This is a genomic window from Pseudomonas sp. RGM 3321, from assembly GCF_022836805.1.
Taxonomy (GTDB): Bacteria; Pseudomonadota; Gammaproteobacteria; order Pseudomonadales; family Pseudomonadaceae; genus Aquipseudomonas.
This window is the reverse complement of record NZ_JALHBH010000117.1, coordinates 258587-284213: the sequence shown is the minus strand read 5'-3', so window position 1 is coordinate 284213 and position 25627 is coordinate 258587. Positions and strand designations below refer to the sequence as shown.

22 protein-coding genes are annotated in these 25627 nt (G+C 56.5%); 7 read left to right on the top strand and 15 right to left on the bottom strand.

From position 1 onward, the window contains the following. Nucleotides 1-95: 95 nt before the first annotated feature. The 3 genes from RGM3321_RS21515 to RGM3321_RS21505 all read right to left on the bottom strand — a co-directional run bounded on the left by RGM3321_RS21515 (nt 96) and on the right by RGM3321_RS21505 (nt 4749). A complete protein-coding gene (locus RGM3321_RS21515) occupies nt 96-2876 on the bottom strand; it encodes an alpha/beta fold hydrolase (RefSeq protein ID WP_244394743.1) in 2781 nt (926 codons plus the stop codon). A gap of 303 nt (nt 2877-3179) precedes the next feature. After that, a complete protein-coding gene (locus tag RGM3321_RS21510; RefSeq protein WP_244394742.1) occupies nt 3180-3593 on the bottom strand; it encodes a hypothetical protein in 414 nt (137 codons plus the stop codon). A gap of 166 nt (nt 3594-3759) precedes the next feature. Next, on the bottom strand, nt 3760-4749 hold the full coding sequence (locus tag RGM3321_RS21505; RefSeq protein ID WP_244394741.1) for a hypothetical protein: 990 nt from the start codon (nt 4747-4749) through the stop codon (nt 3760-3762). 479 nt (nt 4750-5228) lie between these two features. On the opposite strand from RGM3321_RS21505, the gene hrpB reads away from it, so the two are divergent. Then, nucleotides 5229-7763: an ATP-dependent helicase HrpB gene (hrpB, locus tag RGM3321_RS21500; protein ID WP_244394740.1), complete on the top strand. Its 2535-nt coding sequence runs from the start codon at nt 5229-5231 to the stop codon at nt 7761-7763. Nucleotides 7764-7928: 165 nt separating this feature from the next. Here hrpB and RGM3321_RS21495 read toward each other — a convergent pair whose 3' ends face one another. Further along, nucleotides 7929-8186: a hypothetical protein gene (locus tag RGM3321_RS21495; RefSeq protein WP_244394739.1), complete on the bottom strand. Its 258-nt coding sequence runs from the start codon at nt 8184-8186 to the stop codon at nt 7929-7931. A 305-nt stretch (nt 8187-8491) separates the two neighbouring features. Between RGM3321_RS21495 and RGM3321_RS21490 the strand changes: the two genes are divergently transcribed. Then, entirely contained in the window at nt 8492-9262 is a 771-nt protein-coding gene (locus RGM3321_RS21490) for a hypothetical protein (RefSeq protein WP_244394753.1), read from the top strand. 100 nt (nt 9263-9362) lie between these two features. Here RGM3321_RS21490 and RGM3321_RS21485 read toward each other — a convergent pair whose 3' ends face one another. The 8 genes from RGM3321_RS21485 to RGM3321_RS21450 form a co-directional block, all read right to left on the bottom strand. Then, nucleotides 9363-9584, bottom strand: a complete 222-nt coding sequence (locus RGM3321_RS21485) for a hypothetical protein (RefSeq protein ID WP_244394738.1) — start codon at nt 9582-9584, stop codon at nt 9363-9365. A gap of 63 nt (nt 9585-9647) precedes the next feature. Next, nucleotides 9648-10544 (bottom strand): DMT family transporter, encoded by an 897-nt coding sequence (locus RGM3321_RS21480; protein WP_244394737.1) that lies wholly within the window; start codon nt 10542-10544, stop codon nt 9648-9650. After that, nucleotides 10541-11554, bottom strand: a complete 1014-nt coding sequence (locus tag RGM3321_RS21475) for a fatty acid desaturase family protein (protein WP_244394736.1) — start codon at nt 11552-11554, stop codon at nt 10541-10543. The genes RGM3321_RS21480 and RGM3321_RS21475 overlap by 4 nt, the downstream gene beginning before the upstream one ends. Nucleotides 11555-11640: 86 nt before the next feature. Then, nucleotides 11641-13200 carry an asparagine synthase (glutamine-hydrolyzing) gene (gene asnB, locus RGM3321_RS21470; RefSeq protein ID WP_244394735.1) on the bottom strand — a complete coding sequence of 520 codons (1560 nt, stop codon included), beginning with the start codon at nt 13198-13200 and terminating at the stop codon, nt 11641-11643. 4 nt (nt 13201-13204) lie between these two features. Then, nucleotides 13205-14491: an ATP-grasp domain-containing protein gene (locus tag RGM3321_RS21465; protein ID WP_244394734.1), complete on the bottom strand. Its 1287-nt coding sequence runs from the start codon at nt 14489-14491 to the stop codon at nt 13205-13207. Next, nucleotides 14488-15351, bottom strand: a complete 864-nt coding sequence (locus RGM3321_RS21460) for an EamA family transporter (protein WP_244394733.1) — start codon at nt 15349-15351, stop codon at nt 14488-14490. Before RGM3321_RS21460 ends, RGM3321_RS21465 begins: the two co-directional genes overlap by 4 nt. A gap of 659 nt (nt 15352-16010) precedes the next feature. Beyond that, nucleotides 16011-17153 carry an endonuclease/exonuclease/phosphatase family protein gene (locus RGM3321_RS21455; protein ID WP_244394732.1) on the bottom strand — a complete coding sequence of 381 codons (1143 nt, stop codon included), beginning with the start codon at nt 17151-17153 and terminating at the stop codon, nt 16011-16013. 33 nt (nt 17154-17186) lie between these two features. After that, complete coding sequence (locus tag RGM3321_RS21450) at nt 17187-17849, bottom strand: YciC family protein (protein ID WP_244394731.1); 663 nt, start codon at nt 17847-17849, stop codon at nt 17187-17189. Nucleotides 17850-18046: 197 nt separating this feature from the next. Here RGM3321_RS21450 and RGM3321_RS21445 point away from each other — a divergent pair, with 197 nt between their 5' ends. From RGM3321_RS21445 to RGM3321_RS21435, 3 genes are all read left to right on the top strand, one after another. Further along, the gene (locus RGM3321_RS21445) at nt 18047-18751 is read left to right on the top strand and encodes a DUF2076 domain-containing protein (RefSeq protein WP_244394730.1); all 705 of its coding nucleotides are present in this window, start codon (nt 18047-18049) and stop codon (nt 18749-18751) included. Between the two features lie 270 nt (nt 18752-19021). Continuing rightward, on the top strand, nt 19022-19498 hold the full coding sequence (locus tag RGM3321_RS21440) for an NYN domain-containing protein (protein WP_002555259.1): 477 nt from the start codon (nt 19022-19024) through the stop codon (nt 19496-19498). Between the two features lie 21 nt (nt 19499-19519). Then, nucleotides 19520-20131 (top strand): 3'-5' exonuclease, encoded by a 612-nt coding sequence (locus tag RGM3321_RS21435; protein WP_244394752.1) that lies wholly within the window; start codon nt 19520-19522, stop codon nt 20129-20131. A 4-nt stretch (nt 20132-20135) separates the two neighbouring features. Here RGM3321_RS21435 and RGM3321_RS21430 read toward each other — a convergent pair whose 3' ends face one another. Next, nucleotides 20136-20603, bottom strand: a complete 468-nt coding sequence (locus RGM3321_RS21430; RefSeq protein ID WP_244394729.1) for an Lrp/AsnC family transcriptional regulator — start codon at nt 20601-20603, stop codon at nt 20136-20138. Between the two features lie 167 nt (nt 20604-20770). Here RGM3321_RS21430 and yedA point away from each other — a divergent pair, with 167 nt between their 5' ends. Then, nucleotides 20771-21685: a drug/metabolite exporter YedA gene (yedA, locus tag RGM3321_RS21425; protein WP_244394728.1), complete on the top strand. Its 915-nt coding sequence runs from the start codon at nt 20771-20773 to the stop codon at nt 21683-21685. A 62-nt stretch (nt 21686-21747) separates the two neighbouring features. Continuing rightward, nucleotides 21748-23076 carry a DEAD/DEAH box helicase gene (locus RGM3321_RS21420; protein WP_010193188.1) on the top strand — a complete coding sequence of 443 codons (1329 nt, stop codon included), beginning with the start codon at nt 21748-21750 and terminating at the stop codon, nt 23074-23076. Nucleotides 23077-23324: 248 nt separating this feature from the next. Here the strand turns inward: RGM3321_RS21420 and RGM3321_RS21415 are convergent, their stop codons facing one another. Beyond that, nucleotides 23325-24563: a TIGR03862 family flavoprotein gene (locus RGM3321_RS21415; protein ID WP_244394751.1), complete on the bottom strand. Its 1239-nt coding sequence runs from the start codon at nt 24561-24563 to the stop codon at nt 23325-23327. A gap of 105 nt (nt 24564-24668) precedes the next feature. Then, nucleotides 24669-25586 carry a histone deacetylase gene (locus tag RGM3321_RS21410; RefSeq protein WP_244394727.1) on the bottom strand — a complete coding sequence of 306 codons (918 nt, stop codon included), beginning with the start codon at nt 25584-25586 and terminating at the stop codon, nt 24669-24671. Between the last annotated feature and the right edge of the window lie 41 nt (nt 25587-25627).

Below are 25627 nucleotides of genomic sequence, written 5' to 3'. Positions count from 1 at the left end.
AGCGCCTGCACTCGACGCTGCATTACGTAAGTCCGATGCAATACGAGCAGAACTGGCAAAGGCAACAACCCTAGATACTCGACCCCGACGCCGGGTTAAGGGATACGTTTCTCGGGGGCAAGGTCAGCCTTCTGAAATCTTGCTACCCACTGACCCCCTCGATCCACGACTGCGAAGCCCAATAGCTCCTGAGCCTTTGCAGTCATATCATCAAAGTCTGCTAGGAGTCGCTCGAAGGCCAGGTCATTCCCGCAGTCCAATATCACTCGGTTGACTGCAATCCAGCCACTTGACCCGCCTGATCCGCTTTGCTCAATCACGCGGCTATAGTCGCTGGCCAGGGTCATTGCAAGGGTTAAGTTGGATCGTCGTACTGCTGCTTGCCTGAGCTTCCAAGGGGAATTCCGGAGCAGGTCGTATAGGCGGTCGGAGCCCCAGATCGGGACTCCGGGGGCGCAGGCCAAAGCTGTAGCGATTGCATCATCCCAGCTGATCTTGCCGACTGTTGCCATCTGCTCTAACCAGTCCACCCATTCTGAGGTTCCTTTCCCTGCGATGGACTCCAGCAGATAGCTTGTGCCTGGGGATCCAGCCCACTCGGCAATGACACCTCTCAGTGGAAAAAGAACCGCAGGCTCGAAAGCATCTATCCAATCTCTCCCTGTAGCGCGATGCACATAGAGCTCACTGAGAATCTGTAGTGCATGGGACAGGTATTTAGGGTTCTGGCTCATCAAGCTCGCGAGGGCCGCTCTTGCCCGAACCGCCAAGCGGGGATCAGCCAAACCCGATTCCAACGCTTCGGAAAAAACCTTATGTGACCCTACTTCTGCAATCAATTTGGCTGCAAGCAGCCAGTCGAATTCGACAGTATCCTCAACGAGGGCAGGGCGGACGGGTTCGCCGGACTGTAGGGCAAGGGTGTAGCTTTCACGGGTGGACAATCGCGTGATTGCGTCTTTGGTGCATGCGCCTTGTAAAAGCCCGCGTCCGCACAGCCAACTCCAATACAGGTCATGCACGGGTACTGCCTGGCCAGCGCGATTGGTGATCGACCCTAGAGATTCGAATAAGCGCATGGGTTCAGGCACATTCAGTTCATCAGCATGCCTGCGAAGCTGCGAGATGAGTCGACCGTAGGATCTCTCCCCTGACGCCGTGATCGTTGCTACTGCCCGGCTGAGAGCGTCGCTGAATTTCTCAGGCATATTGCGCGTCAAGCGCGCATGGAAGTCCTGCAGCAGCGCGCCTGCGGATCCTTCATTTTTCCCTGACAGAAGGAACAGGGAGAGCATCAGAGGCAAGCGCAACAGATCAAGGAGGCTTTCAGGTATTTCGGGTGAGCCGGGTCGAGCCCGTGCGACTGCACTGGATACAGCGTTGAGAGGGAGGGACTCAAGTTTCCAAATTTTGAAGGCCGAATCGCTGGCGTCCGAATGCCGAGCATTGGCGATGACACTTGCCTCTTGCAGCACCCGTAGCGCCTTGGATTTTTCACGAATGTGTTCACCGGTAGCAAATTCCGACCACCCGTCAATACATACGCATATCCTGGAGTCACGCAAAATCTTTTCTGGAGACAGCTCTGGGGAGATATCTGAAATGATGCCCCTAACCTGGCTCCACGTGGTGAGGCCACCGATGGGAAGAAATAATGGGATTAGCCCTGAGCTCGAAAGCAGCCAATTTGCTGCTTTCCACAAAGCGTGGGTTTTACCTGATCCAGGCGCTGCGATGACCAAGTGCTTTGACTTATCCAAGTTTGTGAGTGTTTGGAACGTATGTCGGGCCAGAGAACTGTTTTTTTCATCCCCGACTTCAACTACGAAGCGATCAATTTCCGACAACATCGCCAAAGCTTGCGATGCTGTCGCTGTAGCGTCGGGAAAGACGGAAGAAATGGAGGAGGGCAACCCGCTGTTTAGTAATTTCCGCGCGAGCTGACGCAGTTGTCCAGCGGTAACGACAGATGCTTCTGGCGTAGCTTCCCGGGAGGCGGGCGCGACGGGCCCTGGTTTCGTTCTGTCTTCGATGTCTTTCGGCTGAAGCTGATGATTGCTGGTATGAGACAGACTTTCGTTCTTGCTGGACAAGGCATCTTCGATGACTGCAACCATCGCTTTGTACAGCGTCGCCTTCCGGCTTCCGGGTTTGGCAATTTGGATATGATCGAACTCAAGCGGCGTTGCTGTACTTCCCGGAATTTGAGGATCGCTGCTGTTGCGATCCACGATGACGATTCGTTTACCGAACCGAACCCCCAACACTTTTTTGCCGATCAAGATGCTGTGAGTTTCGAAGAAAACGTGGACATGGAATGCGAGTTCACGCTGAAGCTTCTGAAATTGACCGTTGAGGTTTTTCAGCCATCCATCGTTTTGCTGCATATTGCGCAGTTGAGAATTCGCTCGCAGTACTCCTACTGCGACAGCAGCCGTCGCCAAGCTTGACCCTTGGTGAGGTGTGCCGACAAAAACGACCGCTGAAATTGAGTTCAAGGCAGGGTTTAAACGTGGTGTGTCCTGTGTAGCAACGTGCGCCATTCCGGCCTTGATTACCAAGCCTCCGAGGCTGTGCCCGACGAGGACAAGGCGCTTTCCCTTCAACGCTTTTTCGTGCGTTATTGTCGTCATCAGGGCCACGCCTTGGTCAGCAAGATGCATTGCATCGCCAGTCCAGCCAGAGAGCGCGGCGTCGTAGCTGAGTAGCCAAACAGCGCTGCCTGTATCCTCGCCTAACCACTGGGGCCAGAGGGTGGTGTGGTCGTCTGCGTTCGACATCCACGTCTCTTGGAAATGGCCGCCCAATCCGTGAATGAAGACGATGTGAACTGCCTCAGGGTAAGCAGCCTCATGAATACAGGTTAATTCCGCCATTGCTCTCTCTTCGACACATTGAGCTCAAGTCTCGGTTGGACTTCGCTGCGGCTAGGCGCGCTCAAGCATAGCAGGTAGCCACTGTGAGGCCTTATACCGGCATTTCTCCCGTTCAACCCTTCCAAAATCGCGAGAGATCGCCGATAGCCTGGCGTCTGTTTGGGTTTCGCCCAGAAATGGCCAGAGGATATCGCAAGAAGCTCAGCTGAAGGCTCTTGAGCCGTCAGGCCTAATCCTGTCTGTCTGAGCCTTCCTAGCATCCTGTCATACCCAACAGGAAGCTTTTCTCAGATACTCAGAGGCTCAAGCAGGGAGCGCCATTTGTACCAGCCACACAAGAGCTTCCAGGGTTTCCGTGTGGTAGTAGGTGAGGATCAGCAAGGCCGCGGCGTTGAGGTATCTCCCAGCCGCGACGCCTGCTTTCCAGGTCGGTTTCACTTTGATGCCGTGCTCACGCTTCAGTCGTTTGATCAGCTGTTTTTGAGGTAGCTTTGACAAGGCAGCCAAACGAGAGAGCCCTAGAAAAACCACTGCGAGCAACTGCATGTTGTCGCTGAAGTAGCGTTCGTCGACGCCGAAGCCTTCAGGTAGAAAGGGTGGGGGCCCGGAGAAGGTGGCTGCAACCGCGAGCGTGGCGATCAGCATCCAAAACAGTGCTAACGTTCGTTTGGATTTCAGGACAGGATACTTGGCATAGATGAATGCGTGCGCTTTCATTTGACTCTCAGATTCGGCAATGGGTTAGGTGGTGAACGAGTTCAAGGGTAAATCTCCCAGAACAGGCTCAGCCGCGCCACTCAACTCGATGCTTTTACTGCACCCCTCGGTTTTCGACGTGCTCGCGGTTCGACGTGATGTCGTCCCTGGGAGATTAGATATACCGTCAGAAGGGAATCGGGTCATCGAACAGCGGGTTGTATGACACCCTCGTCAGTTGAGGGGCGGGCAATGGCGACACCACGAAGAGGTTGACGATGTCCTCTCTGTCCATGAAGAGGATCTGACTGCGCTTGGATTGATCGAGCTTGTTGCCGATCCAGTTGCGAGCCGCTTTGGTGATTTCACCCCCGGCAACGATGAAGGCGTGATCGACGAGGACTCGTCTACTGAGCTCCGAGTCGAAGATTTCATGGCCCAGCATCATGAGTACTTGGTTGTGTATTTCAGCGACGTTGGCTTGGCTGCCCTTGGTCACACCTGAAGAGTCCAGCTTCCCTTTTTTCACCTGAATTCCGAAGTACAGGACATGTTGGGTGGGCAGGACGAACTTCATCCAGATGTCTTTCCCGTATTCCAGAGCCTTGTCTTTGTGCCCGGCTGAGGTGATCCGGGCAAAGCCAAGCTGACGGAATAGGGGAAGCAGAACGTGCTCGATAAGGTCGTCTTCGGAGCATTGGTCGAGGTACTCGATCAGCCGGTTCTTCTTCTCCGTTTCTGCCGCCGTGAGAGGCCGGTGGGGGCTTACTGATTCGCTCGCTACCGTGCCGCTTCCGACATGTCGGACATAGCATTGGTCATCGTCACCGTAGAAGGCTTCAAACCCTTCACGCTTCATCGCGCCGTTAAGTGCCTTGAGAGCCAGCAGGCGGGGCGCCTTCTCATTGTGGGCATCCTCCGCGTCCATCAGCAGGCGGATTACACGCAATATAGGATCCGGCGGCATTTGAGCGTTTGCTGAAGGGAAGTCTAGAAGTTTTTCCAGGGCATTGGCCACCCAGAATCGACGAGTTCCGCCATCATGGACGAGACCGGTGTCTGCATCTTTGAAGAAGCGTGTCAGGTTGGGGCCGCTGAGGTACTGAAAATAGCTTTCAGTGTTGTCGCCGCAGATCATCACTGCGATCTGCTCCAAAGTTTTGGTCTTCCATTTCACCCTTCGTCCCTCCTGTTAGCCAACCCAACGACTTTGCGAACAATGCGGCTAGTCGGCGGATCCTTCGGGCCGGGCTGACCGGCTTCTAGAGCCGTACTGCGCATCCTCTGAGGATCATACGTGAGAGGTCCGTGGGTCGGACGGGTGTATAGGGCTGACAAGCACACTGCTAAACCGTCGCGGGCTGAAATCGACCATAGCCGCCCTTCACAGACGCTTGCTATCGGCCAGTTTGCGATTCTCTACGGAGATTGCTTGGTCAGGCCAGCTCAATCAAAGCAAGGCGTACCTTACGACAGGTCTCTGCCGGCCCGAATACAAAAAATTGATAGTCTCCAAGGAGTTTTCTGGATTACAACCGCACCTCTCCTGTAGTCAATAGCTGTTTTCGCACCATCCAACTGCCATCCAGCTAAAACACGCCGCCTGATTCCCCAACCCCACCCCGGTATACTCCCCGCATCTCTCCGGGAGCCCCCATGATCTCGTTACCCATCGATGCCGTCCTGCCAGCCCTGCGCCAGGCCCTGACCACGCGCCATGAAGCCGTACTCGAAGCCCCTCCCGGCGCGGGCAAGACCACGCGTGTGCCGCTCGCGCTGCTTGAGGAAACCTGGCTGGCCGGGCAGACCATTCTGATGCTGGAACCTCGGCGCCTGGCCGCGAGAGCGGCTGCCGAGCGGTTGGCCAGTGAACTGGGCGAAAAGGTCGGCGAGACGGTGGGCTATCGGATTCGTCTGGAAAGTAGGGTCGGCCCGAAGACGCGTATTGAAGTGGTCACCGAGGGCATTCTCACGCGTCGTTTGCAGGACGATCCGGCGCTGGAAGGTGTGGGGCTGCTGATTTTCGATGAGTTTCACGAACGCAGCCTGGATGCCGACCTGGCCCTGGCCCTGAGCCTGAATGGTCGTGAGCTGTTTCGTGACGATCAGCCGCTGAAGATTCTGCTGATGTCGGCCACGCTGGAAGGCGAGCGACTGGCAGCGTTGCTGGACGACGCGCCAGTAGTGCGCAGCGACGGGCGGATGTTTCCGGTGAAGATGCAGTGGGGGCGTCCTTTTCAGCCGGGTGAATTCATCGAGCCGCGTGTCGTGCAGACGGTTTTGGATGCGCTGGGCAGCGAGTCCGGCAGCCTGCTGGTGTTTCTGCCGGGGCAGGCCGAGATTCGTCGGGTCAACCAGCAACTGGCAGAAGCGCTGGGCGAGCGCGCCGACATTCTGCTTTGCCCCTTGCATGGCGAGCTTGATCTCAATGCGCAGCGTGCGGCCATCGAGCCTGCCCCCAAGGGCACGCGCAAGGTGGTGCTGGCGACCAATATTGCAGAGACCAGCCTGACCATCGACGGCGTGCGTGTGGTGATCGATGCCGGGTTGGCGCGGGTGCCTCGCTTCGATCCGGGCAGCGGCATGACGCGTCTGGAAACCCAGCGTATCTCTCGTGCCAGCGCCACCCAACGTGCTGGACGGGCAGGGCGGCTGGAGCCGGGTGTGTGTTACCGGCTGTGGTCAGAAGCGCAACACGATCAACTGGCCGCCTACGGCGCGGCAGAAATTCTTCAGGCGGACCTTGCCGGGCTTGCGCTGCAACTGGCGCGCTGGGGTGTCACACCTGCGCAACTGGTCTGGCTCGATGTCCCGCCAGTGGCGGCTTATGCACAGGCGCAGGATTTGCTGGTGCGTCTGGAGGCGTTGAACAATCAGCCGGGTCAGCCGCCACCCCTGACGCCACACGGTCAGGCAATGGCCGAATTGCCCGCCCATCCGCGCATCGCGCACCTGCTGTTGCGCGGTCATGCATTGGGCTTGGGCGAACTGGCGTGTGACGTGGCTGCACTGTTGGGCGAGCGCGATATTCTGCGCGGCGGTGGTGCCGATCTGCACAGCCGCCTGACCTTGCTGGCGGGCACCGAGCGTGCTGCCCGTGGCGCACAGGGCGGCGTGCAGCGAGCTAAACAGCTAGCACGGCAATATCGCGGATACCTGCGCGGCACCGTAAAAAGCCCGGTCAGCGATCCCGATCACTCTCGCTGGTTGGGCGCTCTACTGGCGCTGGCCTACCCGGATCGCGTGGCACAGCAACGTCGCCCGGGCGGTGCTGAATATCGCTTGGCCAACGGTCGTGCGGCACTTTTTGCCGAGGCCAACGCACTGATGAAACAGCCGTGGCTGGTGATCGCGGATTTAGGCAGCCGTCAGGGGCAGCGCGAGGAACGCATCTACCTCGCTGCCGAATTCGATCCAGCGCTGTTCGACTCTGTGCTGGCCGAGCAGGTCATCACCGTGGACCAGATTGACTGGGATGAGCGCGAAGGCGTGTTCCGCGCAGAACGGCAGCGCAAGGCGGGCGAGCTTATTATCAACCGCGAACCGCTGACCGGCCTCGATGACGCAGCCCGCAGTCAGGCATTGCTGGCGCTGGTGCGTCGCAAAGGTCTGGAACTGCTGCCGTGGACGCCCGAACTGCGCCAGTGGCAGGCGCGTGTCGTGCTGCTACGCAACCTGGACATCGACACAAGCGCAGCAAGCGAATGGCCCGACCTGAGTGACGCGCAACTGCTGGCGACACTCGAAAACTGGTTGATGCCCTACCTCGGCAAAGTCACCCGACTCAGCCATTTCAGCCAGCTCGACCTGTCATCCATCCTGCGCAACCTCCTGCCGTGGCCAATGCCGCAACAACTGGAAGCGCAGGCTCCGCAGACCATCCAAGTGCCTTCCGGCTCGAATATCCGCATCGACTACAGTGAACAGCCGCCGATTCTGTCGGTGCGGCTGCAAGAGTTGTTTGGGTTATCTGATACCCCGCGCATTGCCAATGGGCGGCAGGTGCTGAAGCTGCATTTGCTGTCCCCAGCACGCCGTCCGGTACAGGTTACGCAGGACCTGGCCAACTTTTGGCGGTCTACCTACATTGAGGTGAAGAAGGATTTGAAGGGGCGGTATCCGAAGCATTACTGGCCGGATGATCCGTTGGTGGCGGAGGCTACGGCGCGGGTGAAGCCGCGGGGGACGTAAGGTCTGTAAACCAACGCACTGGATTTTGAGGCCAACGAGAAACTTGCGCGCTACAGCAGCGCAATCTTGCTGTGCAATGTATCTGGCCTGGAACACCTGATCAGATGTTGGATATCCAAAGAACCACAGAACACCAGGGCGCAACGCCCTGGCAGGCAGCAAACATCACTTTTTCTTTTTAGCAGGCTTTTCTGCTTTGTCCGCCTTCTCTGACTTCTTGGCCTTTTCTGGCTTGCTATCAGCTTTTTTGGCAGCTTTCTTTGGCTCGGCGTCTTTTTTCTTGTCTTTCTTTTCGGAAGACTTGGAAAGCGTCGAGGCCGCTTCAGATTTCTTGGCCGGTGATGCTTTCTTGTCTTTCAGATCCTTGCTGGCTTTTGAGGCTTCGCCTTTACTTTTCTTGTCGTCTTTAGCCACGTTGATCACCCTTTGGGTATGCCGGTATTGGCACGTAGCCTGTGGGAGTATCCACAGGCTAATCATTAGGCGAGCGCATCTGAAAACGGTTCAAACTGTTTTGACCCTTTCAGTTGCTGAAGGACGACATTCAGATGCTCGGCGACTCGCCAGCTTATTGCGGGCTATAGGGCTGCCATTCGCACTCGGCTCCGGTATTTTCAATCACACGAATACTTAGGAATCGATCATGGAAAGCTTCCGAGCAACCGGGTAGCCAGGGAAAGACATTGAACACTGCCAGATTTTTTTTCAAATCCCTTATCAAGCGCTGGATGAAAAACATCTTTTCACTGGATGACAACCGTAGACGCGAGCTCGAACCCCAGTGGACATCCCAAGGCCCGGGTTCAATCCGCATGGAGCGGTATCACCATATCGACGCCAGCGAGCAGGATAAGGACGGCTTCTACGACTATTACTATGAGTACGATATGTATTACTTCACGGAAGGCACTCTGTCCCTCGTCGCTCGCTGCTACACGGATGATGCTGATGAAGCCAATTTTATGGGTATCGAGTTTGACGGATATGACCGAGCGCTTGAGCCTGACGATAGGTCTCTCCCGTTGGTGAGCGCAGCTCTGGCCCAGTTGAAGGCTGATGGGAAAATGAAATTCTTTACGTTCACCGGAAAAGGTTATGAGCCTGTATTTGTGGACGCTGAACATGACGGCGACACTCTGCACGGAGAACGCATCGAAGTGATCGCCCTGTCTCCCAGTGCTCACTATCGTCTCCAGGCAACGCCGTACGAGGCACTTGCCACGCAATGGATTTACCCACCCGAAATAATCGACATCAGGCGCGACATCCGCGTGTTTGCTTTCGAAGACAATGGCTGGTCAGCGGATCAGGCACGCTGGCTGGATTGCTCATGTGTTGAGCTGAAACTGCGCAAATATCCGGGACGGCTCACCGGCGCTGGAATAGCGGTGACTATCGATTGCGGTCGCGGTACGGCGGTTTACGGAGAGGGTATCGAGGTGGAGCTATCGAAGCTTGAGCAGGCCCTAGATGCGATGTTGGGTAATATTCAAACCTGAATGCTGGAGTTGACGCCGTTGGGTTCGGTGCTGATCTGGTTTGCGCGATGGTCACCTTTTCGGCATGGAAACATTCCGTGGTCCAGCGCTCCGAGCGTTTTCAAGGAAGGTTGTACATAACCTGGCGAAGGTGGGTAGGGCGCAACTCGATGAGCGCATCGGCTCGGTAAAAACCAAAAACATGACGTGCCCTGTGTTCGTAGCAGCAGCTTACCAAATCGATATCACCCGATTTTTTCACGGGCATCAGGGGCGAGCAGACCTTCATTTCGTTGCCCCCCGTTCTTAAGCGCACAACCGTACCTTCGTTGAATAGCTGCATTCTTTTGGCTCCTAAGTCAGCTGTTTCGATATCTATTGCTGAGTCACCCGGGGCATCGAAAGATCAGGGGTTGACGTGGTTGACACCCGGTGCAGTTCGTGACGCCAGAAGACTGCATAGCAGACCCACGATGACAAAACATGCCCCCCACGCCGCCGACAGGCTTAAAACTTCCCCGAACAGAATGAAGGCGAACACAGTGGCAAATAGCGGGTCAGAGGTTTCGATAATTTGAACCCTGCCAGCTTCGCCCAACTTAATGGCCCGAGTCGTTAAATAGAACCCGCCGATAGTTGGAAAGACCACCAAGGCTACCAGCGACAGCGTTGCGGACAAAGAGAGTGCGCTGAAACCGGCGACGAGCGCTGGCGGGAACAGGTACAGGCTGCCAAAGCCGAAAAGCCAGACCAATTGGTAAAGGCCACTGCCGATATTGTTGTATTTGGCGAAGAATATGAACAGTGCGTAACCCAGCCCGCCGAGGAGTGCCAGGGTAGCGCCTTTCATGGAGCCTGACATTTCGCTCCCGGCATTAAACATAAGAAGAATGCCAGCAATAATGGTCAGAAAGCTCACGAGCTTTAACACCGTCAAGCGTTCGTTCAGGAAGATGGCAGAGAGGAGGATGGTAAAACCACCTGCCGCGTAAGTCAGAAAAGAAACTAGCGAGACGGACGCCTCTGCAAAGGCTTGTGTCTCAAAGAAATACAGGCTGAATATACCCAGGAACGCCAAAACCGCCAACGTTGGCCACTGTTTGCCGACGTTTAACAGTTCGCGTGCCTTGCCCGCCAGCAGGCAATAGCCGAGCAGTAAGAAAAAGGCTATGAACGCTTTGGTAAAGGCAATTTGCGACGCCCCCACACCTTGCAGTAACGTCAGTCTGGTGAGCGGGCCAATCAAGCCGTTTAACGCGGCAGCGGTCAGCGCGCATATCGCAAAGTTATTGAAGATTTTCATTTGATCGCTTCCGAGAATACGGAAGCGTTGGGCTTTGAAAACGGATGAAAATTTATGAGGTAGGCTAGTAAACTGACCTTTCCTGGCTCACTCGTAAAAATGCCCCCCCAGAAATCATCCCATGCCTTGAAGGCTTCATTTTCTCTGAGGATCGCCGTCGCCTTTGCCAGATTCCAATGAGGAATGCCTGGCAGGAGGTGGTGAGTCAAATGATAGTTATCCCCGTGCATGCCGATAAACAGTTTTTCGATCCCCCCCGCATAGCGGTTTCGGGAGAAAAAGCTACGACTCGAAAACGCCGTAGACATCATTGGAAAATGTTCCGCCAGCTCGCTGTACCAACCGACAAGCGGGTAGACGATCAAAAAGGGTAAAAACCATAGCAGCAGTACATCAGTGATAATGCCCATTGCGTAGCTGGCGAGTAACAGGCCCAGATGAAAGGCAATGATGGCGAGTACTTCCCCACGTTCTTTGGGTGTCTGCAATGCCTTCCCAAGCCGTTCGCGAACGAGATAATAAATGTACTGAGGTGTGAGCCTTCCAAGTGCCGGGCTCAACAGAAAGCGCCACAGGAACGAGGCCCGGGACATCGTGTCGTATACGCCAGAATCGACCATGTACTGATAGTCGGGATCGTGTTCCGGATTACCAATATGGGGGTGGTGAGTCAGTACATGGGATTTGCGATAGCTGTCGAATGATTGGAGTATTGTCCAGCCACACAGTACCCTTCCCAACGTCACATTGAGCAGTTTCGACTTGAACAAGGTGCCGTGCGCCGCTTCGTGCAACAGACTGGCCAGCGCACGCTGACGAGTCCCAATAATCAAAACTGCAATTATCCAGCCCAGCCAGCCAAGGGTTTGACTGGCAAGAACACCCACTGCGACCCAGGCCAGGCTTTCAAGAATAGACAGCATGCCTCTATAATTATTTCTGGCGTACAACGCTTTGATGCGCCGCTTTTGATCGGAGGTCAACGCGACCTTATTGAAGTGTCCTTTCACAATACATTCCTGCTATCAATAAATTGCGAGGCGTTCCAAAGCAATATTGAAACGCCTCTGTGAAGTCATTTCAAAAATCGAATCATTTACCGCCAGATAGCGATTGGATCATTCTCACGCCATGGCAGCGCGGTCACATTGCACTCGACACGCTGGCCTTTGGGATAACTTCTGTAGAAGACGTCCTTGTAGTACTCTTCGATTCCTAAAATTCGAGCGTGTGATTCCTGTCCACCTTGAGCACCCAGGCGTCGGCGTATTTCCTTGTCAAAAATATTTTCAAAGTTTTCGCCAGCGCCGTGTGTCATGCCAAGCTTTTTGCGCCACACAACCTGTTCCGGCAGCAGATTCTCCATGGCCAGTCGGAGGATACGTTTTTCAAAACCATGAACTTGCACAAATTTTTGTTCTGGCGGTACCTGATTCAGCAGGCTGGTCACCCGCGTGTCCAGATACGGATAACGCATCTCCAGCCCGAAGTGAGAAACTACGCGATCTCCGAGCAATTCCGTCCTGTGCATTTCTGCGAGTTGCTTGACGGTTTCAGACTCAAAATCGCTTAGGGTAGGAGCGTCGCGGAAGAACCAATAGCCGCCCAGCATCTCATCCGGGCCCGTGCCATCAAGCAATACTTTGATATCGGTATTCTGACGTACGTAACGTGCTACCAGATAAACGAGTATCAGATTGGGCAGCATCTCAAAATTGAACGTCTCGGAGATTTCGATGACCTCATCAATGAGAGAGAAAATCTCATCCAGCGTAGTTACTATTTCGTGGTGGACAGAGCCGATATGTGCAGCGACCTCTCTGGCATAGGTCGCATCTTCGTTGGGCAGTCCCTCAATACGCAACGTGAAGGTCGAGATGGGTTTCCCGTAATACTGAGCAGCCAGTGCCGCCACGGCACTTGAGTCAATCCCGCCGGACAGAAAACAGCCAATCGGGGCATCAGCATGCAGCCGCGAAATCACAGACTGCTCAACGACGGTTCTCAACGCTCCGGCAGAGTCTTCTATACTGAGCATACTTTTGGGTAGCAAGTGGGTGGTCATGCTGGTAAACGCACGCGACTCTACCTGCGTGAGTGACCACGTGGTGACCTGTCCCGGTGGGAAGTGGCGTGCTTCCCCTTGAGTAATTCCCTTGAGCTCAGAAGAAATGGTAATGCCGAGCATCGATTCATGCGTGGAGATGTAAAGCGGGCGGATACCCACGTTATCCCTGGCTGCGATGACTTGAGAAGTACTCGCATCAAAAATGACCAGCGCAAACTCGCCCTCCAGGTGATTGACGAAATCGACACCTAGCTTCTTGTACAAAGGAAGGAGCACTTCGCAATCGGAGCCTGACACAAACGGCGTGTTTGCCAGGAACGTTTCTTTTAGGGCCTCGTGATTGTAGATTTCACCGTTGCATATAACAAACGATCCATCAGTGAAGTAAAACGGTTGATTACCGTGGTGGGTGCGGTCGTTGATGGCAAGGCGATGAAAGCCGTAAGCGATCGAAAACTCAGGTGCTAACAAAAAGGGCGTGCTTTGGAAGGAACTGAAATCAGGCCCTCGGTGCCTCAGGCTTTGGAAGTTGGTATACGCTGACGCTATGTTTTTTGTAGGTGTTACCGATAAAAATATACCGCACATGTCATCACTGCCCTATGTTGGAACTCACAAACAATCCATGTGTTTCAAGTGTTCGGAAAATTTTGTAATCGGCGGCTATTTGACGAGGGTCGTTGTTTGAAAGCATCAGCAACCCAGGCTGCGATGCAATGTCTCGTGTCACACTCAGCCTGGCACCCACGGCGGGGAGCCCGGTCAAGCTTTTGAACGAAGCCAATGCGCTTACTGCATCAAGATTTTTATACCCTTGAACATCACCGTCGCAATCACTCACCAGCGCCACAGCGTAGACGGCCTTAGCGCAAGACTGTTGAATACGCTGCCACCACTCGCCGTCGCCGGTCAGTACGCTAATCGTTGCGTCGACGTGTGAAAAACCTTGGGCGTCAACCATGACATCGTGCTGGATGCCACCTGCTGGACGCGTACCAAGTTCAATTAAAGTCGGGACTTCTTGGTCAACCATCAATTCAATATGTGCCGGACCATAGGTGATATCAAGAGCGTTCAGCGCGTCCTTGCAATAGTCAATGATTGCTTGGCTATGAGCCGACCGCGGCTGAAGTTCTTCACGGTCATAAATGTAAGCTGAACCTTTATCGAATCTATAGTCTTTCCAGACTTCGACAATATGGTGCTGGCCTGCAACACTGGCGGTATTCACCACGTATTGGGTGCCGCGCAAAAGCTGTTGTACCAAGGCCGTGGCATTAAACACACCCAGCGCATTGGTTTTTCCAAGAATCCGGCTTAGTGCCGTCCTTGCTTCATCGGGGGAATGGCAAATATACACATCGTCGGAGGCGGCGCTCGAGAGTGGTTTGACTACCAGAGGATACCCCAGTACATGTTCTGCGTTCTCCAGTTCATGGACACACGACACTTCAAAGGATTGAGCTGCCCTGATGCCCTTTGCCAAAAGAGCCTTAGCCATAAGCAGCTTATTGCGCCGTGCGGCGCTCAGTTCACAATCATTACCTGGCAGGCCTAATGCGGAGGCGAGAGCGTCCGCCAGCGCAACACCTGTCTCGCACCCCGCAACAATGTGACTCAAGCCTTGGAGGTCAGCCAATTGATTGAGCGTATGATCAAGATCGCCGTTATGCTCAAAGACGCCATCATAGTTCTCAGGGACAAACGTGCTCGATAGACGATCAGCTTGTTCGCCTCGTTCAGCGGATGACAAATGATAAACGGAGTAGCCCTTTTTCCTCAGCAAAGGCGCATAGAGCGCGCCACTGGAATAACCGTCGACCACCAGCCAGCTGGCATTTTTCAGGGTGTTTGAGTCGGGCGAAGAGGTAGTGCTCATATTTTAATCATCGTGCTGGACCGCGTTTTATAGAATGCATTGGTCATTGATATCAGGGTGACGGCCGCCGCGGCGATGTAAGTACTGGTTGACAGGCTTGCGCCCCCTGAGAGAGCCGGGTACAGGGCCAGCGTGATGACGGGGCCTGCAGAAATAACCAGGTTGGTGGTCATTGGGTCGGTTTTCTCGATACCTTTTTGCAGAGCCCATAGACTCACGACTGTTCCCCCCACGGCCACGAACAGTACAACCCAGATGTTATCCAGCACTACGTGGGTCAGGATGGCCAAGGGGGACGCGAGTGCACCGGCGACTATCAGTAGCAGATAAAACCTGTGCGCCATGACGATAGCGGTAGGCACATTTGAATCAGACAGTTTTTTCGAGAGCACGGTCGTTGAGGCAATGGTGAATGCGGAGCCGATCAAAAATACCAGCCCTAGAACGGTCTGTTGATAAGTCGCGACCGAGAGGCTTTCCGTAAACCAATAAAACGCGGTTAAAAACAGCCCGGCAGCGCATAGAACTTCCCGCCGTGGGGCGATGACTTTTCTGACGATAGCATTAACGATTAAGGTGGCTACGGGAATGACCCCTGCATACAGCACCGAGACCGCAGGCGCGGACAAGTACTTTAATGAGTAATAAAGCCCGAACCAGTTGCCCAGCGTGACAATGTTGAGCGCTATCATCGCAGGCAGAACGGTGCGGGCTGAAACGCGCACAGGCGCGGCGTCCGTTTTAACCTTGCTGACCACCCAGTAAATAACGGTCGCGACACCAAAAACGATGGCCAGGTAATCCGCTGGGTTGGCAATGCTGAGCAGCCGCTCTAAAACAATATCTTTGGTGGACGACAATATAACGTACGAGAATACTAACAGCAGCCCGAGAGAGTCACGGCCAAGTAACCGATTGCGCGTCACGTGCAGGAGCCTTGCTGAAGCATTGAAAAGTAACGACGAAGTCGCGGGGCGTTCAGGCCAGCAGATAATTGAGCTACATTGCACAGAGCGTGCAAGTAACAATCGGAATCTGGGGTGAAGGATTTGGGGCGATGCGTAAGAGCGCCCTTGATATAGAGGGTGCAGCATGTGATGAGGTTAGATGAATTAACCTCAGTACAAAAAAATTTCAAGCGAAAATAAAGACTGTCTGACATTTTTTGCGCTTCCATGCTCGTTGAATCTCTCCGGGCATGGATTTAATCAACTCTCGATTCTTATGTCAATCCTGTGCAGCAGAAAATACTGTTGTGGGCACTGATGATTAGGTTTATATGAGGGTGTTTTCGGTAAAAGTAATGTCGTCAATTTGTGGCATTAAATCCAGCATGAATGGATGCTTTTTGTTTTCGGACGAATGACCGCGAGTCGTACCTCGTCGTTGTTTTGAACTCGTCTAGGGGGGAAGAGGCGCGGAGTGCCGCCGCCCCAATCAGAACAGCCTTGACGGTGCGGAGATTCTTTAATTTTATTTCCTTGATTTAAAACGTTACCTGATCACAATGCCGACCCCCTCAAGGCAAAACCGGCAACAAAAACCGCCCAATCACCGGCAGGTGATCAGATATCAGCAACGTATCGTCCCGCCGTACCCTCGCACTGACTCGCTTCAGGCTCGGGCTGTAAAACAGGTAATCCACCGTCCGGTCCGGCCCGTTGATGCGGCTATCGTTGGGGAAGTGCGTGAGCCATTTACTGCGGTCTATGCCGCTGGACTCGGTGTTGTCGGGGATCATCGGGTATTTCTCCCACAGCTCGTGCAGTTCGCTGTCGGCGGCGTAGCCGAGGCGTTGCTCCTCGGGGAGGCGCTGGTATTGGCCCAGCGGCAGCAGGTTGAAGTCGCCGCCGATCAGCCAGGGAGTGCCGCCGCTTTCCAGTTTGTCCAGCTGCTTTTCAGTGGCAGCGACCTGTTTTTGTGCGGTGTCGCCGGTGTGTCTGGCGGTGGTCAGGCTGGTGTTGATGACGGCCAGTTTGCCGCCGTCACGCAGGGGCAGGTAGCTGACCAGCAAGGCATTCTTGGGCTGGAACTGACGGCTGATGATGTTGGCGTCCGGCACCGGCAGTTGCACGCGTTCGGCACTGTCGATGTGGAAGCGGCTGAGGGTCGCCAGTTTTCTGCCGACGCTGCCCCAGATATGCGGGTTGGGTACAAACTCAGATTTCCAGTAGAACGCCTGCGTGCTGCATGGGTAGAGGTCCGCCACTCGCTCTTTGATCAATGCCAGTTGGTCTTCGTAATCGGAGTTTTTGGCACCATCGTCGACCCCTTGCAGCAGTACGATATCCGGCTGTTCATCACGGATGACCCGCGCCACTTCATCCAGGTTGTAGGCCAGGTCTTCATGCGTCGGTCGCTCGTCCGGGCCGCTGCCGTCGGCCATGTCGTACCAGAACACATAGCGCTTGCCCGCCAGGTACTGGATGTTCCAGGTCATGACTTTCAGGGCTTGCCCCGGCACCAGCTTCGGCGCCTGAACCGCAGGGTTGCAGATGGCCGGGAGTAACTCGCGGGCTGGAGGGCGCCAGGTCAGTTGGTAAACCATTACCAGCAATACGGCGACCAGCAGCAGGCTGTACAGGGTCAGACGTAGCAGTAGACGTGGCATCGGCTCGACTTGGAGCGCCAGGCGCTCGGTGAGGGATTCGGTATTGAGCATACCGAATCGGTGCGCCTGACGTCAGCTCCTGGTTCAGGCCCTGTGCGCGGGCTCGCTGATCAGCATGAACAGGCGGAACATCACAATGGTAGTGAACAGTTGCAGGAAGCTGCCGATGCTGTCGATGATCACTGAAACTGTTGCGCCCTGCGGCTCGGGAAACAGGTACAGACTGGCACCCTCAAGCAGCCACAAGGGAATGTAGACGCTCAGCACGCACACCAGAATGCGGGTGAAATGCCCGGTGGTCATCAGCATGCTTTCGCGCATGGCCATGAACGGCGTGAGCTTGCGCAGGACCAGCAGGTATTCGCAGAACGCCAGTTTGATCATTACCCAGAGGCCGGGGACCACGAACAGCGAAAGGCCGAACATGATCAGCAGGGTGCTCATTGCCGAGAGCACTGCGAAGGTGGGCCACAGGCGCAACGCCATGGCCAGCAGGTCGCGGGTGTAGACGTCTTCGCCACGGCTGCGTGCGTCGAGAAACAGGATCAGTGCCGCTGTATAGATAGGGTAGAAAAACAGCCCGATGACCAATTCGTAGGCAGGCGACGTGTCGGCGGACATAGCGTTGCTCAGCGCTTGTTTGGCCAGCACCTCGAGTATCACGACAGGCAGGCACAGCAGCACAATGCTGCCCAGATTGCGCCGAAAGAAATAGAGCGAATCCTGGATGACGGTCAACGGGTTCATGTAGATAGATCGCAGGCTAAAAGCAGGCGCACACTTTAGCCCATGGCCCTTGCCGAACCAAGCGCAGTGGTGGTGGGCTGAGATCTTCTTATCTTTTTCTTCATGTCATTGAAGCGGGTGGATGAGGCCCCATTTTCTGAGCATGGTCCTGCCGGTGCGGCAGGAAAGAATTCCAGTGGCAACTCAGTGAGGTGGTCATGAACAGCGAAGAGCAAACCCTGATTGATGGTCTTTTCTCGAAACTGAAAGACGCCGAAACGGCATCCGCTCCGCGAGATGCTGCGGCCGAGGCGCGTATCAAGGAGCATCTGACTCGCCAGCCCGCTGCGCCGTATTACATGACGCAGGCGATTCTGGTGCAGGAAGCTGCGGTGAATCAGCTCAATCAGCAGGTGAAACAGCGCGACGAGCAGATTCAGCAGTTGCAGGCCGAGCTTCAGCAGGCCAAGGGGCAAGCCTCGTCCGCGCCAGCGAGTGGCGGGTTTTTGTCGAGTATCTTTGGCAGCAGCGCCCCGCGCGCATCGCAGCCGCAACCGAGCCAGCCTTCCAGTGGTGGCTGGCGCGACGGTGCCGGTTTCAATCATGCCCCTGCGCCTGCAGCGCCGCAGGGCGGTTATGCCGCGCCTGCCCCGGCTGCGGGCAGTGGCTTTCTTGGCGGGGCGCTGAAGACCGCTGCCGGTGTCGCGGGCGGTGTGCTGCTGGCAGAAGGTATCAGCAGCATGTTCAGCCACCACAGCCAGCCGCAGGAGATCGTCGAGGTGATTCACGACGCGCCACAGGCTCAGGACACCGGCTCGTTCAATGATCAGGGCGGTTGGGGACAGCCGGATCAGCAGTACACGGCTGACGACAGTTTCGACGATGGTGGCGACATGTTCTCGGATGATGATTCGTTTGTGTGAGGACGCAGTGATCGCTCCTCACGCTCCAGAACAGACAACTATCGTTCCGCACGCTCCAGCGTGGGAATGCCCTGGGTGACGCTCCGCATCAAAGGTCTACGCCGCTCCGCCTGTTCAAGATCGGACGCGGAGCGTCCAGAAATGCATGCGACGCGGAGCGTCGCACGATAGTTGAAGCTCAATTTCGTCCTCAAGCTGGCATACTGGGCGCCGATTCACATTCCGGATCGCTGTAACCAGTGGGCGTGTTGCCCGCCATGAGGAATTGCGGTGAAGAAGATCGCGGTGTTCGCCGACGTGCAGAACCTGTATTACACCGTGCGCCAGGCGCATGGCTGTCATTTCAATTACGCCGCCTTGTGGGCGGATATCAGCAAGCGCGGCGAGATTGTTCACGCGTTTGCCTACGCCATCGATCGTGGCGACAGCAAACAACAGCAGTTCCAGCAGATCCTGCGTAATCTGGGGTTTACCGTCAGGCTCAAGCCGTACATCCAGCGCAGCGACGGTTCGGCAAAAGGGGACTGGGATGTCGGCATCACCATCGATATCATGGATTTCGCGCCGCAAGTGGACGAAGTCGTGCTGGCGTCGGGGGATGGCGATTTCGACATGTTGCTCGAACGTGTGATCAGCAAACATGGGGTCGAGGCGGTGGCCTATGGCGTGCCGGGGCTGACCGCGAACTCGTTGATCCGCGCAGCCAGTCGTTATGTGCCGATCGAAGGCGCGTTGTTGCTGAAATGAATTTACAGGGTCAGGCCAGTGTTGGAACGTATTGCAGTCATCGACTTTGAAACCACCGGCATCTCCCCGGGCCATAGCTGCCGGGCAACCGAGATTGCCGTGGTCATCATGGAGCAGGGGCGTATCGTCGAGCGCTTTCAGAGCCTGATGAATGCCGGGGTGCGTATTCCTGCGTTCATCGAAGGGTTGACCGGCATCAGCAACAACATGATTCGTACCGCCCCCAGCGCCGAACGGGTGATGGGCGATGTGGCAGATTTCGTCGGTGCCACGCCGCTGGTCGCGCACAATGCCTCGTTCGACCAGAAGTTCTGGGACTACGAACTGTCGCGCATTCAGCGCAAGCGCGAACAGAGCTTTGCCTGTTCGATGCTGCTGGCTCGACGCCTGATGCCTGGCGCACCGAATCACAAGCTCGGTACGCTGACCAGCTACGCGCGCCTGCCCAATACCGGCAAGGCTCACCGGGCGATGGCCGATGCGGAAATGGCCGCCAACCTCACGGCGTATCTGACCAACGAACTGCGTAACACTCACGGCATCGCGTCAATCTCCCACCAGATGCTGTGTTCCCTGCAGAAAGTCCCCGCCGCGAAGATCAACGAAACGCTGAAGCGCCAGCGCGGCGTCTGACCTGTCAGTGCTCCTGCTTGCCGTTGCTGATCAAGTAATCGCTCGGCAGGCTGCGCTCCACGGCTGTCGACAGCACGATTGATGTCTTGCTGAAGCCAAACTTGGCGATCCGATTGATCAGGTCTTCCAGGTGTGGCATCGAATCGACCGCTGCGCGCATGATCACGCACGGGTCGCCCGTCACCCGGTAGCACTGGATCAGCTCGGGGACTTTCCACAGTTCCTTGTAGGCCTGCTGATTGCCATGGCTGCCCATGCGCAACTCGATCAGGCATTGAATCGGCAAGCCGACCTTTGACAGATCGACCTTCGCCTCGTAACCGGTGATCACGCCGCTGGCCTCAAGCTTGGCGACTCGCTCAGCCACGGCAGGCGCGGACAGGTTGACCAGTTTCGCCAGCTGCGCAAAAGACGCCCGGCCATTTTTCAGCAGCTCATCGAGCAGAATCCGATCGTATTTATCCAGCGTCATGACGTGCCTCGTACTGTGCGATGGGAAATTTTAAAATAAAAGGAAATCAGGCCTTACAAGCGTTGAATCGTAAGTTTAAGCGCGGTTCAAACAGGTTTGTCTGCTTAATGTCCGCCTCTGGCCTTCATACAATAGGTCAACCATAACAATGATCCCAGAGCCCTGCCATGCCTCAGTCCGTTCGTGTTTCGCCGTTGCTCATTGGCGCTTTTCTGGCCTTGTACCTGATTTGGGGCTCTACCTATCTGGTCATCCGTATTGGCGTGGAGTCATGGCCGCCGCTGATGATGGCTGGCGTGCGTTTTCTGATTGCCGGGTGCCTGATGTATGGCTTCCTGCGTTATCGCGGCGTGCCAGCGCCGACCTGGCGCGAGTGGAAAGCGGCGTTTGTGATCGGCTTCCTGTTATTGGCATGCGGTAACGGCGGTGTGACGCTGGCTGAACACGCAGGCGTTGCATCAGGCGTTGCGGCGCTGGCGGTGGCGACCATGCCGCTGTTTACCTTGCTGTTCGGCCTGTTCTGGGGCAATCGCACCACTAATCTGGAGTGGGCGGGCATCGTGCTGGGCCTGATCGGCATCGGCCTGCTGAATCTCGGCTCCAATTTGCAGGCCAGCCCTTATGGCGCCGCCGTGGTGATCTTTGCCGCCGCAGCCTGGGCGTTCGGCTCTGTATTGAGCAAGCATATGCCGTTGCCCAAAGGTCCGATGGCCAGTGCGGCAGAAATGATCACTGCCGGTGCGACGCTGCTGATCGGCAGCGCTTTGAGTGGCGAGCGCCTTGCGCACATGCCGACTGCGGCGGGCTGGGGCGCGCTGCTGTATCTGGTGGTGTTTGGTTCTATCGTCGCGTTCAGCGCATATATGTACCTGCTCAAGAATGTGCGCCCGGCAGCCGCAACCAGCTATGCCTACGTCAACCCGGCAGTGGCGGTGATGCTTGGCGTGGTGTTTGCGGGAGAGACAATCGGTATTGAAGAGTGCATGGCCATGGTGGTGATTATCAGCGCTGTCGTGCTGATTGGCCTGCCGCAATGGCGCAGGTCGGCGGTACGAAAGGTCGGATCGACACGCACAAGCTAACCGAGGCGGGCCGGACAGGTTAAACTGCGCGCCTTGCGTTGAATTTTTCCTACGGTACTTCCATGACATTCGCCTCTCTCGGCCTGATCGAACCCTTGCTGCGCGCCCTTGAAGCGCTCGGTTACCAGACTCCGACGCCTGTACAGACCCAGGCAATTCCTCCGGTACTGGCGGGCCGCGATCTGATGGCAGCTGCCCAGACCGGCACCGGCAAGACCGCAGGTTTTGCCTTGCCGCTGTTGCAGCGTTTGACCATGGAAGGGCCGAAAGTCGCGCCTAATTGCGTTCGCGCGCTGGTATTGGCCCCGACCCGCGAACTGGCCGATCAGGTTCACGAAAGCATTCGTCAGTATGCCGAGCACCTGCCGTTGAGCACTTACGCAGCCTACGGTGGCGTGAGCATCAACCCGCAAATGATGAAGCTGCGCAAGGGCGTGGACGTGCTGGTTGCGACACCGGGACGTCTGCTCGACCTGCATCGTCAGAATGCAGTCAAGTTCTCCCAGTTGCAGACGCTGATCCTTGATGAAGCCGATCGCATGCTTGATCTGGGCTTTGCCGAGGAATTGCGTGGCATCTACGCGGTACTGCCCAAGCAGCGCCAGACCCTGCTGTTCTCCGCGACGTTCTCTGACGAGATTCGTCTGCTGGCCGCGCAGATGCTCAATGACCCGCTGACCATCGAAGTCAGCCCGCGCAACGTTGCGGCGTCGTCGGTCAAGCAATGGGTCGTGACCGTGGACAAGAAACGCAAGGCGGATCTGTTCATCCATCTGATGAAAAAGCATCGCTGGGGTCAGGTGCTGGTGTTCGCCAAGACCCGGGTTGGCGTTGATCAACTGGTGGACCGTTTGCAGGGTCTGGGTCTGAACGCTGATGGCATTCACGGCGACAAGCCGCAGGCCACTCGCCAGCGTGCGCTGGACCGCTTCAAGAGCAACGAAGTGAAGATTCTGGTGGCCACCGACGTGGCGGCGCGTGGTCTGGACATTGATGACCTGCCGACCGTGGTCAACCTGGACCTGCCGATCGTGGCCGAGGATTACATCCACCGTATTGGCCGCACCGGCCGGGCGGGCCTGACGGGCGAGGCGATCTCGCTGGTATGTGCCGATGAAGTGGAACTGCTGTCGGCCATCGAAGTGCTGACCCGTCAGACGCTTGAGCGCAAGGAAGAACAGGACTTTGAGCCTGAGCACCGGGTGCCGACTACAGATGCCAGCGGCCAGATCCTGAAAAAGCCCAAGAAACCGAAAAAGCCCAAGGTCTCGGGCAGCAAGCGCAACCTGGGTAAATGGGTCGACAGCGGCGAGTCAGAGCCTGCGCCAGCGGTCAAACCCGTACGCAAGGTCCCGGTTTTCAACACCGGCCCACGCAAGAAGAAGCCTTGAGGCGCAGTGCGCATTCAAAGCGGACGGAGCGCTCATTGCTATACGCAAGTTCGTTTTTGATTCTGGCCGGAGGCCGTAGGAGCGAACTTGTTCGCGAAGGGGCCTGCATAATCGCCGAAAATGCATCGATTGAAACACCCTCTTCGCGAACAAGAGAAGCGTCGCCCGGTTCGCTCCTACGGCCTTCGGCCAGAATCAAAGGCGGACTTGTGTATGACGATAAGCGCGAAGTGTGAGGACGATCATGATCAGCGCGATTGCAGCCACTCCACCATCCCCAGCCCCGCAGCGCGGCCGCTGGCGAAGCAGGCGGTCAGCAGGTAGCCGCCTGTAGGTGCTTCCCAGTCGAGCATTTCGCCTGCGCAGAATACGCCGGGCAATTGCCTGAGCATCAGACGCTCGTCCATGGCTTCGAAGGTCACGCCACCTGCGGTGCTGATGGCCTCATCGATGGGGCGTGGTTTGATCAGGGGCAGTGGCAACGCCTTGATGGCCTCGCCCAACAACAGCGGATCGGCAAACGCTTCACGAGGCGCAAGTTCGCGTAAAAGCGCTGCCTTTGCGCCGCCCAGGCCCAATTGGCTGTGCAGGTGCTTGGACATCGAGCGCGAGCCACGTGGTTTGCTCAGGGCTTTTTGAATGTCTGTCAGCGTTTTGCCGGGCAGCAGGTCGATGTCCACAATCGCCGAGCCGCGAAGGTTGATCTGTTCGCGAATCTGCGCCGACAGTGCATACACCAGGCTGCCTTCCACACCCGTCCCGGTCAGTACGCATTCGCCCAGGCGCAGGGCATGGCCATGCAGACCCATGGCGATATTTTTCAACGGCGCACCGGCAAACTTGTCGCGCAGCAGGTCGCTCCAGGCGCTCACCTCGAAACCACAGTTGGCGGCCTGCAAAGGCGCAACCTCGACCTGCCTTGCTTGCAGCCATGGCAACCAGGCCCCGTCAGACCCCAGCCGCGCCCAACTGGCACCGCCCAGCGCCAGCAAGGTGGCCGCAGGGTTGATCGCCAGTTCACCGTCAGCATTAGTAATGCGCAGGCTGCCATCAGCGTTCCAGCCCAGCCAGCGATGCCGCGTGTGAATCGTGACACCCGCATCACGCAGCCGCTTGAGCCAGGCGCGTAGCAGAGGGGCGGCTTTCATGTCAGTGGGGAAAACACGGCCCGAGCTGCCGACAAACGTCTCGATACCCAGCGCATGAATCCACTGGCACAGCTCATCGGCACTAAAACTACGCAAAAACGGCGCGACCATCGGCGAACGTTCGGCGTAGCGCGACAGAAAAGCCGGATAGGGCTCGGAGTGCGTTATGTTCATGCCGCCCACCCCGGCCAGCAGAAACTTGCGCCCTACTGAAGGCATGGCGTCATACAGATCGACGTTCAGCCCTGCCTGGCTCAACACCTCTGCTGCCATCAACCCAGCAGGGCCGCCTCCGATAATGGCGACGGTTCGGGAAGCAGGAGAGGCGAGGTCGGTCATGGTCAGCGAAGTATCGATAGCAGAGGAGGTGGGCATTCTACCCGAGCGTTGTTTTCAGGTGTGGTGCAACTCAGTGGCTGCAACCGCGGTTAGGTGCACGCGCTGTCATAAGCCCATGTCGTCCCAGACCCGTTGCGCACTGTGATGCAGGATCCCGTGGCGTCTTGCCAGCGCCTGACGGTCCTTGCTGTAGCCGCCGCCGATCACGCCCATGACCGGAATATCGCGGCTCAGGCAATGCCGCAACACGGCTTCGTCGCGATTGGCCAGGCCTTGATCGGTCAGTTGCAGATAGCCCAGCGCGTCATCCTTGTGAACATCCACTCCTGCGTCATACAGCACCAGATCCGGCTTGTAGAACGGCAGTAGGTAGTTGAGCAGATCGTCGACGACGTTCAGGTAGTCAGCGTCGCCCATCCCCATCGGCAGCGGGATATCCCAGTCGCTCTGGGCCTTGCGCGCCGGGAAGTTTTTTTCGCAGTGCAGCGAGACGGTAATGGCGTCCTCGGTATTGGCCAGAATACGCGCCGTACCGTCGCCTTGATGCACATCGCAGTCGAAGATAAGGACCTTGTCCACGCGGCCGCTTTGCAACAGGTACTGACTGATCACCGCCAGGTCGTTGAAAATGCAGAAACCGGCCGGGTAATCATAGTGCGCATGGTGAGTGCCGCCCGCCAGATGGCAAGCCATGCCGTGCTTCAAGGCCTGCTCGGCAGTCAGTAACGAGCCACCCACGGCACGAACCGTGCGACGGGCCAGCGCCTCGCTCCAAGGCAGGCCCAGACGCCGCTGGTCTTCACGGGACAGGTCGCCATTAAGGTAGCGGCTAATGTAGGACGGGTCATGAGCCAGCGCCAGAATGTCCGCCGGGCATAACTCGGGACGCATTAATTGAACGTCACTGGTCAGGCCGCTGTCGACCAAGTAGTCACGTAACAGACGGAACTTGTCCATCGGGAAGCGGTGATCTGCCGGGAAGTCCGGGCTGTAGTCTTCATGGTAGATAAGCGGTAGGGACATTTTGCGTCCGTTGACAGGTCGAAGCCCGATAGTGCCAGCAA